Source organism: Kitasatospora sp. NPDC056651 (assembly GCF_042792155.1).
GTDB lineage: Bacteria > Actinomycetota > Actinomycetes > Streptomycetales > Streptomycetaceae > Kitasatospora.
The window spans coordinates 1-15,100 of sequence record NZ_JBHTWX010000111.1 but is presented as its reverse complement, the minus strand read 5'-3'; the positions used below and the strand labels follow the sequence as shown (position 1 = coordinate 15,100).

The following is a 15,100-nucleotide window of genomic DNA, read 5'->3' as shown; positions in this document are numbered from 1 at the left end:
TCGTGGCGGTTCGTGGTCGGCGGCCGGACGCCCGGCCGTTCAGCCGTTCAGCGCGGGTTCAGCCGTTCAGCCCACCTGCCGGGCGGCGGCGCGACCGGCCTGGCGCCCGCTGAAGAGGCAGCCGCCGAGGAAGGTGCCTTCGAGGGCGTTGTAGCCGTGCACCCCGCCGCCGCCGAAGCCCGCGACCTCGCCGGCCGCGTAGAGGCCCTCGACGGGGTTGCCGTCCCGGCCGAGGGCGCGGGAGTCCAGGTCGGTCTGGATGCCGCCGAGCGTCTTGCGGGTGAGGACGTGGAGCTTCACACCGATGAGCGGACCGTGGGCGGGGTCGAGGAAGCGGTGCGGCGCGGCGGCGCGGCCGAGTCGGTCGCCCAGGTAGCGGCGGGCGTTGCGGATGCCCTGGATCTGGGAGTCCTTGCTGAAGGGGTTGGCGGTCTGCAGGTCGCGGGCCTCGATCTGGCGGCGGAGGGCCACCGGGTCGAGCAGCGGTTCGGCGGTCAGCCGGTTCATTCCGGCGACGAGGTCGTCGAGGGTGCGGGCGACGACGAAGTCCTCACCGTTGCGCTTGAAGGCCTCGACCGGCGCCGGCGCGCCGCTGCCGACCAGACGGCTGCGCAGGACGGCGGCGCGGTCCTTGCCGGTGATGTCGGGGTTCTGCTCGGAGCCGGAGAGCGCGAACTCCTTCTCGATGATCTTCTGGGTGAGGACGAACCAGGAGTGGTCGTACCCGGCTATGTCCTCGGTGGTGCGCAGATGGCGCAGGGTGGCCAGGGTGTCATAGCCGGGCAGGCACGGGTCCGGCAGGCGCCGGCCCAGGGCGTCGAACCACAGCGGGGACGGGCCGGGCAGCACCCGGATGCCGTGGCCGGGCCAGATCGGGTCCCAGTTGTGCAGGCCCTCGGTGTAGTGCCACATGCGGTCGCGGTTCACCAGCCGGGCGCCCGCGTCCGCGCTGATGTCGAGCATCCGGCCGTCCACGTAGGCCGGGACGCCGGTGACCATGTGCGCGGGCGGACTGCCCAGCCGGCGGGGCCAGTGGCGCCGTACCAGGTCGTGGTTGGCGCCGATGCCGCCGGTGGTGACGATGACGGCCTGGGCGGCGAGTTCGAACTCGCCGGTGACGTCGCGGTTGGTGGCGGCGCCGCGCGGGGCGTCGTCGACGGCCAGCAGCGCGCCGCGGACACCCCGGACCGTCCCGCCGTCGACGAGCAGTTCGTCCACCCGGTGGCGGTGGTGGAAGGTGAGCCGGCCGGCCGCGGCGGCCCGGTGGGCGCTGCGGACGAAGGGGTGCAGGACGCCGGGCCCGGTGCCCCAGGCCACGTGGAAGCGGGGCACGGAGTTGCCGTGCCCATCCGAACGCAGGCCGCCGCGCTCGGCCCAGCCCACCGTCGGCAGGAAGGTGACGCCGTGACCGGCGAGCCAGCCGCGCTTCTCGCCGGCCGCGAAGTCGACGTAGGCCCGGGCCCAGCGCTCCGCCCAGGAGTCCTCGTCGTCGAGCCGGTCGAACCCCGCGCTGCCGCGCCAGTCGTTCCAGGCCAGCTCGACGGAGTCCCTGACGCCCAGCCGGCGCTGCTCGGGCGAGTCGACGAGGAACAGTCCGCCGAACGACCAGAACGCCTGGCCGCCCAGGTTGGCGGGGCTCTCCTGGTCGACGAGGGCCACCCGGCGTCCCCGGGAGGTCAGTTCGTGTGCGGCGACGAGGCCGGCGAGACCGGCTCCGACGACGATGACATCGGTGTCCATGGGGCGCCTTCCCTTGGCCGGGGGTCGTGGGGCTATGTACGTTAGAACACGAGTTCCGGAGGCGATAGGCCCCGGCCGGCACGGGAGGACCCCGAGCATGACCGACCCCACCGCGCCCGCTCGCTGCTGCATGCCGTCCGGGGGAGGGACGACGGCCGCGGTCGCGCTGCCGCTCCCGTCGCCGCGCCGGCCCGCCGCCGAGGACGACGCGATGGTGCTGCTGCCCGGCGGCGAGTTCCTGATGGGCACCGACGACGCCGAGGGGTTCCCCGGCGACGGGGAGGGCCCGGTGCGCCCGGTGCGGCTGGACCCGTTCCGGATCGACTCCCGTGCCGTCACCAACGACCGGTTCGCCGCGTTCGTCGCCGACACCGGCTACCGCACCGACGCCGAACGCATCGGCTGGTCCTACGTCTTCGCCTCCTTCCTGCCCGCCGCGCTGCGCCGCGGCGCCCCGCGCCCCGAGCGCACGCCCTGGTGGTGCGGGGTGCGGGGCGCCGCGTGGAACCGCCCCGAGGGCCCGGGCAGCGAGGTCGGGGAGCGGGGCGACCACCCGGTGGTCCACATGTCCTGGAACGACGCGGCGGCGTACGCGTCCTGGGCGGGCAAGCGGCTGCCCACCGAGGCGGAGTGGGAGTACGCCGCGCGCGGCGGCCTGGAGCAGGTCCGCTACCCCTGGGGCGACGAGCTGGACCCGGCGGGGGAGCACCGCTGCAACATCTGGCGCGGCACCTTCCCCGCCAGGAACACCGCGGCCGACGGCTTCCGCGGCACCGCCCCCGTCGACGCCTTCGAGCCCAACGGCTTCGGGCTGTACAACGTGTCCGGCAACGTCTGGGAGTGGTGCGCCGACTGGTGGACCACCGACCACCCGGCCGAGCGCCCGCTGGTCAACCCCGCCGGCCCGGCCGGCGGGACCGACAAGGTCATCCGCGGCGGCTCCCACATGTGCCACAAGTCCTACTGCAACCGCTACCGGGTGGCCGCCCGCACGGCGAACAGCCCGGACAGCTCCAGCGGGCACGCCGGCTTCCGGCTGGCCGCGGACGCGTGAAGACCCGCGGGGAGGGTCCCGGCATCCCTCCGGCAGCGGGCAGACCTGTCGCCCATGAGTTCCCGGAAACATAGGTGCCACCCATGCAGCTCGACCATGTGATCCTCGGGGCGCTGACCCTGCGCCGCCTCTCCGGCTACGACCTGCGCCGCTGGATGGACGGACCGGGCCGGTACACCGGCTACCGGGTGCAGCTCCCGCACATCTACCGGCGGCTGGCCACGCTGGTGGAGCGCGGCTGGGTGGCCTTCGAGGTCGACCGGCGCGAGGGCCGGCCGGACGCCAAGGTGTACCGGCTGACGGAGGACGGCCGCGCGGCCTTCCTGGAGTGGGCGCGGTCCCCCTTCGAACCGGCACCGCGGGCCAAGGACCCCGACTTCACCCTGCGCTTCTTCTTCGCCGGGCAGCTCGGCCCCGACATCGCCCTGGACGTCGTCAACGCCGAGCTGGCGTACCGGCTCGAGCAGCACGAGGGCTCGGCCGCCATGCCGCTGCCCGGCGCGTACGACCCGCAGATCCCCGAACTCGACGCCGACTGGGCCCGCGAGGTCCACACCATGGCCCACGAGCACGGCTACGCCTTCGGGGCGTCGTACATCGCCTGGCTCCAGCTCACCAAGGCCCGCCTGGAGGCGCGGCTCGGCGGCTGAGCCCGCGGCCCCGGTGCGCCGCCAGATCCAGCACGTCGAACTGGCCCGCACGCTGGCCCGCCGCTTCAACACCGACTACGGCGAGGTGTTCGTGGTTCCCGAAGCGGTGCTCCCCGAAGCCGGGGCACGGGTACGGGACTTGAGCGACCCGTCGCGGAAGATGTCCAAGTCGGGCTCCGAGGCGCACGGCATCGTGTTCGTCCTGGACGAACCCGAGGTGATCCGCCGCAAGTTCGCGCGCGCGGTGACCGACGGCCGCAACGAGGTGCGCTACGACGCCGTCGAACAGCCGGGCGTCGCCAACCTGCTCGACATCCTGGCCGCGTGCCGGGGGACGACGCCGGAGGACGCGGCCCAGGGGATCGGCGGCTACCGGGACCTGAAGGAGGCGGTGGGCACGGCCGTCATCGACACCCTCGGCCCGGTCCGCGAGCGCGCGCTCGCGCTCCTGGAGGACAGGTCCGAACTCACCCGGATCCGTCGGGAGGGCGCCGAGCGGGCGCGCAAGCGGTCCGAGCACCGTCTGGCCGAGGCCATCGCCCTGGCCGGCCTGGCCTGAGCTCTCCGCCTCGGGGCGGCTCGACCTGGTCCGCGTGCGGCGCCGACGGCCCCGGCACCTGTCGGTGCGCCGGGGGGCGTGGCGGCAGCGTCATCCGCAGCAGCGAGCCGCCCGGCGGTTCGGAGACCACGGTGAGGGCGCCGCCGTGGCCGTCGAGGACGGCGCGCGCGATGGCCAGGCCGAGCCCGGTGCCGGGCCGGCCCGACGACCGGGGCCGGTCGCCGTCGTCGTCGGCCCGTGACCGGGCGAAGCCGATGCCGGTGTCCGCCACCTCGACCACGGCGCCGTCGCGGGTCGCGCGGCAGCGCAGTGCGATGGTGTCCCCGTCCACGGTGAACTTCACGGCGTTCTCCACCAGCGCGTCGAGGGCCGCTTCGAGCCGGGACTCGTCACCCTCGACCAGGACGGCGGGCGGTGCGTCCAGGAGCCAGTCGCGGTCCGAGGCCGGGCGCCACCGCTGGGCGGTCCGGCGCAGCAGGGAGCCGAGGTCGACCGGGGCCCACTCGAAGGTGGCGGGCTCGTAGGCGTCGGCCAGGACGAGCAGCCGCCCGGCGAGTCGGCCGAGTTTGTCCAGCTCGTCCACCACGACGTCGAGGTCGTCCCTGCTCTCCTGGGTCGGCAGTTCGCCCCGGACCATCTCCGCGTAGCAGCGGGCCACCGTGATCGGTGTGCGCATCTCGTGCGAGCAGTTGCGGACGAACAGCTCCTTGACCTCCTGCGCGCGGCGCTCGCGCTCGGCCAGGCTCCGGGTCTGCGCGAGGGCGGCGGCCCGCCGGCGGACGTGCCAGACCATGCTGAGGAAGACCAGCGCCATCAGTGGGATCTCGGCGAGTTCGTCCCACTCGGCGTGGCCCTCGGCGACGAACCGGCCCAGCGTGACACCGGTCACCAGGGTGACCGCGATCAGCACGGCCGAGGTGCGCCGGGCCGACCAGTTCTGCAGGCCGTAGACGACGGACATGCTGATCCACACCAGGTGGAACGAGAGGGTCTCCAGGGCGGGTTCGACGAACAGCAGCAGCTGGCTCACCCCGGCGAACAGGACCCAGCCGGTGAAGAGCAGCCGCCCGTGCCCGTGCCGCCCCCGCCGCCCCCACCCGAGCCGCCCCCGCCGCCCGCGCCCGGGCTCAGCCGGCACTGAAGGCGTACCCGACGTTGCGCACCGTCTCGATGACCGGCCTGGGCACCTTGCCGCGGATCCGGCGGACCGTCGCGTCGACCACGTTGCTCCCGAGGTCGTCGGTGTGGCCCCAGACGCTCGCCAGGAGCTCACGCCGGCTGCACACCTCCCCGGCCCGCCGCATCAGGTGGCCGATCAGCATGAACTCGCGGTGCGACAGGGGAACTTGCTTTCCGGCGAGGCCGAGCGCCTGCCGTTCCAGGTCGAGGGTGGCCGCCCCGACCCGGAGCCACCGCTGGGACGCTCCGGTGGAGGGCGCGCGGAGCCTGGTCCGGACGCGTTCCACCAACTCGGCGGTCGCGAAGGGCTTGCCGAGGAAGTCGACGGCCCCGAGCCGGAGGCAGCGGACCCGGGTGGCGACGTCCATCACGGCGGACAGGACGAGGATCCGCTGGTCGGGCCGCCGGTCGAAGGCGCGCCGCATCACCTCGAAGCCGTCGAACCCCGGCAGCATGAGATCGAGTACGACCAGGTCGAACTCGCCCTCCCGCAGCCGTTGTACGGCGTCCGGTCCGGTCCCCACGTCGTCGATGACGTGACCGTCCGCTTCCAGGGTGCGCTTGAGGTAGGTGCGCAGCCGCGCCTCGTCCTCGACGACCAACAGCCGGGCCATGGTGGGTCCTTGTCTCCTCCCCTGCCGCCGCTGCCCCCGGGGCTGCCAGCCGCGGCCGGGTCGCATCCTATAAGCGCCCCACCGGTCATGACAGTCAGATGAGAGGCCTGTCATCTTCGCCCCGCTCCGGATGGTTCGGCCACAAGCTTGTCGCGCGCGCGTCACCCGGGCGCGCAGCGGGGGCAGACCGCCAAGGGGAGAGGAACGGTGTGTTCACCACACAGGCAATGAGAGCGTCGGCGCGGCGCAGACGGCGCGCCATCGCCCTGGTCGGCGTCGGGACGATGGTGGCGGCCCTGCTCGGGCTGTCGCCGTCGCCGCTCCGACAGGTGCAGGAGGCCGCCGCCGCGGGCGGGTCGGCCGGTGCGACGGACGAGACCAAGGCACCCCACTACTTCGGCCCGTGGGGGAACTGGGCCAACAGCCCGCTGACCCAGTCGAAGGCCAAGGTGACCATCGCGTCCACGGCGATGACGGTGGGGAACCCGCTGGTCGACCGGGCGTACGCGACGGACTACGCGACCCCGCCGGGCGTGCTCGGCCCGGTGCTCGTCGTCCTGGGCGGCTCTCCGCTGCCCGACGGCACCCTCAAGGGATTCCGGACCTGGAACCAGGCCAAGCCGGCGGGAAGTCCCTCGACGTCCGAGGGCGGTCTCTTCCACGCCTACGTGCTGCGGCCCACCGGCGCACCGGACACGTACACGGTGGTGGCCGACAGCGGGCTGAAGACGGTGCCCAAGCCGGCCTCGGCGTCCGGCGAGATCGCGACGTACGACGTCCCCGACGTCGCCGTGCGGGCCGGTGACGTCATCGGCTTCTACGGTCAGGGCGTCCCGGTCGACACCGGCGTCGCCTCGGCCACCGACGCCTTCCTGTACCCGGCCGGCGTCGACGGCGTCACGAACCCGCCGGTCGGCGTGCCCCCGGCCGCGGGCGGCACGGTCACGCTGGGCTCGGCGCCCTACCCGCGCCACCCGGTTCAGGACCGGCGGTATTCCTTCGGGGCGCAGGTCGTCCCGGCGGCCACCGGGACCGGCGCCACGGCGACGGCCACCGTGGACCCGAAGACCGGCGGCATCACCGGCATCGAGGTGACCTCGCCGGGGCGCCACTACGTCGCGGGCGCGACCTCGGTCACCGTCGACGGCGGCAGCACGGCGGCCACCGCGAAGGCCACCGTCAAGGCGACCGGAGCCGTGGTCGAGGTCGCCGTCGACGCGGGCGGCAGCGGCTACGGCGGCTTCGCGGCCGCCATCGGTGGCGGAGGCGGCAGCGGTGCCACCGCGACGGCCTCCGGCGGGGTGGACGCCGTGGCGGTCACCGACGGCGGGGCCGGCTACACCATGCCGACGGTCGACTTCGACCTGCCCGACGACCCGAAGGGCACGGCGGCCAAGGGGCACGTCGATCCGGCCGACCTCACCGCCGACGGCAGGGTCACCAAGGTGACCGTGGACGAGCCGGGCAGCGGCTACGGCGCCGCACCCGGCGTCGTGATCCGCAACGGGACGCCGGCCGACCCGGTCAACGGCGCGACGAAGGCGACGGCCACCGCGAGCCTGAAGCTGGTCGCGGTCACCGTGGACAGGATCGGCTCCGACTACACCGCCGCACCCGCCGTCACCGTCACCGACCCGACCGGCCGGGGAGGCTCCGGCGCGACGGCGACGGCCGTGACGGACACCGGGGCGATCAGCGGGATCGAGGTCACCGGCCCGGGGGCCGGCTACCTCACGGTCGGGATGAAGAAGTTCCAGGACACCCTGCCGCTGACCTGCGACCCGGGGAAGGACGGCACCGGCTGCCCGGACGTCCCGCAGCTGCGGGCGCCCTCCACCAAGCCCTCGGAGAAGTTCGTCCCGGTGGCCGTGCCGGAGTCCGTCACCACCGGCGGCAAGCCCGCCGACGAGTACGTCATCGGCCTGGTGCAGTACCTCACCCGGTTCTCCTCCGACCTGCCGCCGACCCTGGTGCGCGGCTACGTCCAGCTGTCGACGGACGCGGTGCCGGGCCGGAAGGTCCCGCTCTACAACGAGCTGATGGACGGCACCCGGCAGCCGTTGCCGTACACCGGGGTGACCTCGCCGCAGTGGATGGGCCCGCTCATCGCCGCGACCAAGGACCGGCCGGTGCGGGTGGTGTTCCGCAACCTGCTGCCGAAGGGCGCCGACGGCGACCTCTTCCTGCCCGTGGACGGCAGCGGCATGGGGGCCGGCATGGTCCCGATGACGATGCCGGCGCCGAAGAACGACGGCACCGTCACGGACGAGGTGCGCAACCCCGCGTGCACCCACGGCAAGGCCGGCTGCTTCCCGGACAACCGGGCCACGCTGCACCTGCACGGCGGCGTCACGCCGTGGATCAGCGACGGCACCCCGCACCAGTGGATCACCCCGGCCGGTGAGAACACGGAGTGGCCGCAGGGCGTCAGCGTGCAGAACGTGCCGGACATGGTGGACGGCACCGGGGCGACGCTCTGCGCCGCGAAGGACGACGGCTGCTCGACCTTCTACTACACCAACCAGCAGAGCGCGCGGCTGATGTTCTACCACGACCACAGCTACGGCATCACCCGGCTGAACGTGTACGCGGGCGAGGCCGCCGGCTACACCATCACCGACGACACCGAGAAGGCGCTGGTCGGCAGCGGCACGGTCCCCGGCGCGGCCGACACCATCCCGCTGCTCGTCCAGGACCGCACCTTCGTGCCGGACGAGGAGCAGCTCAAGGACCGCAAGGACGCCGAGGGCAGGACCGTCGCCTACGGCCAGGACCCGACCTGGGACACCGGGCGCTGGGGCGGCAAGGGCAGCTTCTGGTACCACCACGTCTACATGCCGGCCCAGAACCCGGGCGACCCGTCGGGCATGAGCTCGTACGGGCGCTGGATGTACGGACCGTGGTTCTGGCCGCCGGCCGGGGCCACCAAGTACGGGCCGATCGCCAACCCCTACCACGACCCGACGTGCAAGCTGGACGACCCGTCGACCTGGCAGTACCGGAGTGCCCCGTACTGCGAGCCGGAGCAGATCCCCGGCACACCGAACGTCTCGATGGGCATGGAGCAGTTCAACGACACGCCGATCGTCAACGGGGTCGCCTACCCGAAGGTGACGCTCCAGCCGAAGACCTACCGGCTGCGGCTGCTCAACGCCGCGAACGACCGGTTCTTCAACTTCCAGTGGTACAAGGCGGATCCGAAGCAGGGCGACGGCACGACCGAGGTGGCGCTGAACGCGGACGAGCTGGCGGCCGCGCAGACCGACCCGAACGTGTCACCCACCCCGGCCGGCGCGAACGACGACGCCGCCGGGCCGGACTGGATCCAGATCGCCAACGAGGGCGGCTTCCTGCCGGCCCCGGCCGTCATCGACGGCCAGCAGCCGACGACCTGGATCACCGACCCGACCCGCTTCGACGTCGGCAACGTGGACAAGCACTCGCTGACCGTCGCGCCGGCCGAACGCGCCGACGTGCTGGTGGACTTCTCGAAGTTCGCCGGCAAGACGCTCATCCTCTACAACGACGCGCCCGCGGCCTTCCCCGCGCGCGTCTCGTCGTACGACTACTACACGGGCGCGCCCGACCTCACCGGGGCCGGCGGCGCCCCGACGACCCTGCCGGGGTACGGGCCCAACACCCGTACGGTGATGCAGGTGACCATCGCGGACACGGCACCGGCCCCGACGTTCAACCTGGCGAAGCTCCAGGCCGCCTTCAAGCACCACGCGGACGGCTCGGGCGTCTTCGAGTCCGGGCAGAACCCGGTGATCGTCGGCCAGGCGGCCTACAACTCGGCGTACGGCACGGGCTTCTCCGCCGGCAGCAACTGCAACGTCAAGAACAGCCCGGTCAAGGCCTGCGACGGCCTGGTCCGGGTGAACGACACCGCGACGTTCGGCTTCAACACGCTCAGGGCGCCGAACACCAAGACGGCGATGCCGCTGCAACCGAAGGCCATCCACGACGAGATGAACGCGTCGACCTTCGACGACTACGGCCGGATGTCGACCAACCTCGGCGTCGAGGCCTCGCCGCCGACGCCGGGCGCGCAGAACGTGACGCTGTACCCGTACATCAACCCGCCGACCGAGCTGATCGACGGCACGAACCTGCCCAGGGCCGACACGAAGGTGACGCCCATCAGCACCGCCGAGGACGGCACCCAGATCTGGCGGTTCACCCACAACGGGGTGGACACCCACCCGATCCACTTCCACCTGTACGACGTCCAGGTCCTCAACCGGGTGACCTGGGACAACATCGTGATCAAACCGGACGCCAACGAACTGGGCTGGAAGGACACGGTGCGGATGAGCCCACTGGAGGACACCATCGTCGCGCTGCGCCCGATCGTGCCGACGGTGCCGTTCGAAGTGCCCAACTCCGTCAGGCTGTTGGACCCGACGATGCCCGCCGGTGGCACGTCGATGTTCAACAACACCGATCCGCAGGGCAATCCGACGGCGGCGATCACCAACAGGCTGGTGAACTTCGGCTGGGAGTACGTCCTGCACTGCCACATCCTCAGCCACGAGGAGATGGACATGATGCGTCCCCAACTGCTGGCGCTGCCGCCGACGAAGCCGAGCGGGCTGGCGGCGACCGTCATGGGCACGGGCGGCAGCGCCCGGATCCGGCTGGACTGGCAGGACAACTCGATCAACGAGACCGGCTTCGTCGTCCAGCGGACGAGCGACGGCGGCACCACCTGGGCCGACGTCGGCACGGTCGACTCGCCGCTGGACCAGCCGAACACCCACGGGACCCGCTCCTTCGTCGACCTGACGGCCTCGGTGGCCGCGCCGTACCTCTACCGGGTCGTCGCGCTCAACACGGTGGGCTACGGCGGGGAGTTCCCCGGCATGACGGTGAAGTCGGTGTCGGACCCGCTCCAGGTGACGCCGGCACCGTGACTCCGGCACCGTGACGCCGGCACCGTGACGCCGGGAGCACGGGAACCCGGACGCGGCTGAACGACCGCGCACGGCGGGAGGGCCGGGCCCTCCCGCCGTGCCTCCCGGTGCGGGCGGACCCGACGGTCAGATCGGCCGCGTGCGCAGCCGGGCGACCGCGAAGCCGACGACACCGGCCAGCACGGGGGCGGGCAGGTCGGCCCAGGCGAGCGGCACGGTGTCCAGCAGGTCGCGGAGGAAGGGCAGGTAGAGGGCGGCCGCCGCGAGCCCGGCGGAGGCGAGGACGGCCAGCGGGAGGAAGGGGTTCGCACGGGTCAGCAGCCGCTCGCGCAGCCCCAGGACGGAGCCGAGCTGGCCGATCAGCAGCGCGAGGAACAGGACGGTCTGCCAGGGGCGGTCCCCGTCGCGCGCCCACAGGGCCGCGCCGAGCGCGGCCGCCGTGAGGGCCAGGCCGAGCAGCAGCACCCGCTGCCACACGCCGGAGCCGAGGATGTGCTGGTCCGGCGGGCGCGGCGGCCGGGACATCGCGCCGGGGGAGACCGGCTCCGCGCCCATCGCCACGCCGGTGAGGCCGTGGGTGAGCAGGTTGATCCAGAGGATCTGGCCCGCGCGCAGGGGCAGGGCGAAGCCGAACAACGGGCCGGCCAGCATCACCAGGATCTCGGCCGCGCCGCCGGCCAGACCGAACACCAGGAAGCGCCGGATGTTGTCGTAGACCCGGCGGCCCTCCTCCACCGCGCCGACCACGGTGGCGAGTTCGTCGTCGGCGAGGACCAGGTCGGCGGCCTGGCGGGCGACCTCGGTGCCGCGCCGGCCCATCGCCACGCCGATGTCCGCCCGCCGCAGCGCGGGGCCGTCGTTGACGCCGTCGCCGGTCATCGCGGTGACGGCGCCCCGGGCGCGCCAGGCCTGGACGATGTCGAGCTTCTGCCGGGGGTCGGTGCGGGCGAACACCCGGGCGCGGGTCGGGTCGGTGACCGCGCCGGTGACGAGGTCCCGCCCGGTCGCCACCGCCTCGGCCCCGGCGGACGGCTCCAGCAGACCGATCCGGACGGCCAGCGCGCGGGCCGTGGCCGGGTGGTCGCCGGTGATCAGGACGGGCAGGATGCCGGCTCGGCGGCAGGCGGCCAGGGTGGCGGCCGCGGAGGGCTTGGGCGGGTCGGCCATCGCGGTCAGCCCGAGCAGGCGCAGCCCGTGCTCGGCGGCCTCCGGCGGATCGGGGACGTGGTCGAGGTCCCGTCGCGCCACGGCGAGCACCCGGAAGCCCTCGGCGGCGAGTGCGGCCGCCGCCCGCCGGGCCCGCTCCAGCAGCTCCGGGGGCTCGGCGAGGACGAGGGGGTCGAGGACGGCCTCCGGGGCGCCCTTGAGGCAGACCAGGAGGGCGCCGCCGGGCCCGCGGTGCACGGTGCTCATCCGTTTGCGGGTGCTGTCGAACGGCGTCTCGGCGACCCGGGGGAGGTCGGCCCGCAGCCGGTCGTGGTCCAGGCCCGCCTTGCCGGCGGCGGTCAGCAGCGCGGCCTCGGTCGGGTCGCCGACCGCCCGCCACTCGGTGTCCCCGGCCGTCGGCGGGCGCAGCGCGGCGTCGTTGCACAGGACGGCGGCGGTGAGCAGCCGCTCCGTCTCGTCGGTCCGGACCTCGTCGGCGGGCCCGTCGGTTCGGATCCCGTCGGGCCGGACCTCGCCCGCGGGCCCGTACCCGAGGCCGGTCACGGTGGCGGTGGAGTGCGGGGTCCAGAGGCGCTCGACCACCATCCGGCCCTCGGTGAGGGTGCCGGTCTTGTCGGTGGCCAGCACGGTGACCGAGCCGAGCGTCTCCACGGCGGGCAGCCGCCGGACGACGGCGCGGCGGGCGGCCATCCGGCGGGCGCCGAGGGCGAGGGCGAGGGTGACGACGGCGGGCAGCGACTCCGGTACGGCGGCGACCGCCAGGCTGATCGCCGTCACCGCCATCTCGCCGGGCGGCTGGTGCCGGAGCAGGCCGAGCACGAAGACCAGCACGCACAGACCGACGGCCACCGCGGCCAGCACCCGGCCGAGCCCGGCCAGCCGCCGCTGGAGCGGGGTCGGCTCGGGCCGGGGCCGCAGCAGGGTGGCGATCCGGCCGAGCGCGCTGTCCGCGCCGGTGGCCGTGACCGCGGCCAGGGCCCGGCCGCGCAGGACGACGGTGCCCGCCCGGAGCACCTCGTCGTCGGGTGCGCCTCCGGTCTCCTTGGCCACCGGCAGTGACTCGCCGGTCAGCATCGACTCGTCGAGCAGCAGGGCCGCGGCCTCCAGGAGCCGGGCGTCGGCGGGCACGATGTCGCCCTCGGCGAGCTCCACCACGTCGCCCGGGACGACCTCGGCCGAGGGCACCTTGTGCGGCTCGCCGTCCCGCACCACCCGGGCCGCGGGGGCGGAGAGCCGGGACAGCGCGGCGACGGCGCTCTCCGCCCGGATCTCCTGGACCACGCCCACGGTGGTGTTGACCACGATCACCAGCGCGATGACCACCGCGTCGGGGTGGTCTCCGATGGCCAGCGTCAGCGCGACCGCCGCGATCAGCACGGTGATCAGGGGGTCGCGCAGCTGGGCGGCCACCCGGGCCCACAGCGGCACCCGGCGGTCGGCGGCCACCTCGTTGCGGCCGTGTGCGGCGAGCAGCCGGGCGGCCTCGGCGCCGGTCAGTCCACGGGCCCGCGAGTCGGTGGAGACGGTCACGGCGGCGGCCCGTCAGTCGGCGAAGAGGTGCGGGTGGGGCGGGATCTCCGGGTCCGCCGGCTCGCGGCCGGCATGGTGGATCCGGGCGTCCGGCCCGGGGACGTACTCCGTCACCCGGTCGTCGTCGAACCAGCGGACGTCGTAGGGCGGGCTGCCGTCCGGGTGGTGCAGCCGGACGATCTCGCCGTCCCGGCGGGCCGCGTTCGGGTGGGTGCCCCGGACGGTGATGCGGTCTCCCACGGCGGCTTTCATACGGGTCTCCCTGCCTCGGTGCGGGGGCGGGCCGGAGGCCGGTCCGGGCCTTCCCCCCTTCCATGGCACCACCGAACGCCGATTCCGGCAGGCGGCCGGAACGCCCTGCCCGCCTGGGCCGTCACCCGGGGTGACCGGCATTCGGCGGAAGCCGGGGGGCGGGGCGCAGCGGGCGTGCCTAACGTGGCGCCCCGGGGGCCACTTCGAGCTTTGAGCGCGTTCGCGGGTTCGGGCACGGCCGGTTCCGGCCGCCCGGCCCGCCCTTCAGGAGGCACGTACACATGAGAGTTCGGGCACTGTCGAGCACGCTGGCGACCGCCGTACTGACCATAGGCCTGACCGCCGCCGCGTCCTCGGCCCACGCCGCCCGCCCCGGGCCGTTCCTGGACCGGTTGAACACCGTGTCCGCCGTCGCGTCCACCGTTCCGGGGAACGGCGACGTGAACCCGTACGGGGTGTTCACCATCCGGGAGAGCACCGGTGAACTGCACCGGGGCAACGTCCTGGTCAGCAACTTCAACGACTCGGCGAACCTCCAGGGCCTCGGCACCACACTGGTGCAGATCACCCCGGACGGCACCACGACCACCTTCGCCACCATCGACCCGGCCCACCTGCCCGGCCCGTGCCCCGGCGGGGTCGGACTCACCACGGCGCTGACCGTCCTGCCCGGCGGCTGGGTGGTGGTCGGCAGCCTCCCCACCGCGGACGGCACCTCGGCCACGGCGCAGGCCGGCTGCCTGCTGGTGCTGGACAAGCACGGCACGGTGCGCGAGACGATCGCGGGAGACGGCATCAACGGCCCGTGGGACCTGACCGCCGTGAGCGACGGCGGGCGGAGCGAGCTGTTCGTGACCAACGTCCTCAACGGGACGGTCGCCGGCGGCGGTGCCGAGGTCGACCAGGGCACCGTCCTGCGGATCACCCTGTGCACCGAGGGCGACCAGCCGCCGCAGCGGGTGGCGACCACCGAGATCGGGTCCGGCTTCCCCGAGCGGACGGACCCGGCGGCCCTGGTGGTCGGCCCGACCGGTGTCGGTCTCGGCAGTGACGGCACGCTCTTCGTCGCCGACACCGTGCTGAGCCGGATCACCGCCATCCCGAACGCCCTGAACCGGCGGGCCGGCGCGGGCACCGGCCGGGTCGTCAGCTCGGGCGGCGGCCTCAACGGCCCGCTGGGCATGGCCATCGCCCCCGGGGGCGACATCCTGACGGTCAACGGCGGGGACGGGAACATCGTCGAGACCACCCCGGCCGGCCGGCAGGTCGCGGTCAAGCAGATCAACAACGAGGGCACCCCGCCCGGCGCGGGCGCGCTGTTCGGGCTCGCCGTGGACCTGGACGGCGACGCGGGCTACTTCGTCAACGACGCCGACAACGCCCTCGACGTCCTGCACTGAGCACCGGACCGGGGGAGCGTGCACCGGACCGGGGGAGCG

At 73.9% G+C, this 15,100-nt stretch carries 10 protein-coding genes; 5 read left to right on the top strand and 5 right to left on the bottom strand.

Annotation, left to right across the window (positions count from 1 at the left end):
• Nucleotides 1-66 precede the first annotated feature (66 nt).
• Entirely contained in the window at nucleotides 67-1,740 is a 1,674-nt protein-coding gene (locus tag ACFRAR_RS31570) for an FAD-binding dehydrogenase (protein WP_380702437.1), read from the bottom strand.
• Between the two features lie 97 nt (nucleotides 1,741-1,837).
• Here ACFRAR_RS31570 and ACFRAR_RS31565 point away from each other — a divergent pair, with 97 nt between their 5' ends.
• The 3 genes from ACFRAR_RS31565 to ACFRAR_RS31555 all read left to right on the top strand — a co-directional run bounded on the left by ACFRAR_RS31565 (nucleotide 1,838) and on the right by ACFRAR_RS31555 (nucleotide 4,003).
• Entirely contained in the window at nucleotides 1,838-2,794 is a 957-nt protein-coding gene (locus ACFRAR_RS31565) for a formylglycine-generating enzyme family protein (protein ID WP_380702434.1), read from the top strand.
• An 83-nt stretch (nucleotides 2,795-2,877) separates the two neighbouring features.
• The gene (locus tag ACFRAR_RS31560; protein ID WP_380702432.1) at nucleotides 2,878-3,444 is read left to right on the top strand and encodes a PadR family transcriptional regulator; all 567 of its coding nucleotides are present in this window, start codon (nucleotides 2,878-2,880) and stop codon (nucleotides 3,442-3,444) included.
• Between the two features lie 13 nt (nucleotides 3,445-3,457).
• The gene (locus tag ACFRAR_RS31555; protein ID WP_380702430.1) at nucleotides 3,458-4,003 is read left to right on the top strand and encodes a tryptophan--tRNA ligase; all 546 of its coding nucleotides are present in this window, start codon (nucleotides 3,458-3,460) and stop codon (nucleotides 4,001-4,003) included.
• Here the strand turns inward: ACFRAR_RS31555 and ACFRAR_RS31550 are convergent.
• Nucleotides 3,912-5,141: an ATP-binding protein gene (locus tag ACFRAR_RS31550; RefSeq protein WP_380702428.1), complete on the bottom strand. Its 1,230-nt coding sequence runs from the start codon at nucleotides 5,139-5,141 to the stop codon at nucleotides 3,912-3,914. The genes ACFRAR_RS31555 and ACFRAR_RS31550 overlap by 92 nt on opposite strands.
• Complete coding sequence (locus ACFRAR_RS31545) at nucleotides 5,131-5,796, bottom strand: response regulator transcription factor (protein WP_380702426.1); 666 nt, start codon at nucleotides 5,794-5,796, stop codon at nucleotides 5,131-5,133. The genes ACFRAR_RS31550 and ACFRAR_RS31545 overlap by 11 nt, the downstream gene beginning before the upstream one ends.
• A gap of 227 nt (nucleotides 5,797-6,023) precedes the next feature.
• Here ACFRAR_RS31545 and ACFRAR_RS31540 point away from each other — a divergent pair, with 227 nt between their 5' ends.
• A complete protein-coding gene (locus tag ACFRAR_RS31540) occupies nucleotides 6,024-10,712 on the top strand; it encodes a multicopper oxidase domain-containing protein (protein ID WP_380702424.1) in 4,689 nt (1,562 codons plus the stop codon).
• 126 nt (nucleotides 10,713-10,838) lie between these two features.
• Here ACFRAR_RS31540 and ACFRAR_RS31535 read toward each other — a convergent pair whose 3' ends face one another.
• Both ACFRAR_RS31535 and ACFRAR_RS31530 read right to left on the bottom strand, forming a co-directional pair.
• Complete coding sequence (locus tag ACFRAR_RS31535; RefSeq protein ID WP_380702422.1) at nucleotides 10,839-13,409, bottom strand: cation-translocating P-type ATPase; 2,571 nt, start codon at nucleotides 13,407-13,409, stop codon at nucleotides 10,839-10,841.
• Nucleotides 13,410-13,421: 12 nt separating this feature from the next.
• On the bottom strand, nucleotides 13,422-13,649 hold the full coding sequence (locus ACFRAR_RS31530) for a DUF1918 domain-containing protein (RefSeq protein WP_380702420.1): 228 nt from the start codon (nucleotides 13,647-13,649) through the stop codon (nucleotides 13,422-13,424).
• A gap of 293 nt (nucleotides 13,650-13,942) precedes the next feature.
• Here ACFRAR_RS31530 and ACFRAR_RS31525 point away from each other — a divergent pair, with 293 nt between their 5' ends.
• Nucleotides 13,943-15,061 carry a hypothetical protein gene (locus tag ACFRAR_RS31525; protein ID WP_380702418.1) on the top strand — a complete coding sequence of 373 codons (1,119 nt, stop codon included), beginning with the start codon at nucleotides 13,943-13,945 and terminating at the stop codon, nucleotides 15,059-15,061.
• Nucleotides 15,062-15,100 lie beyond the last annotated feature (39 nt).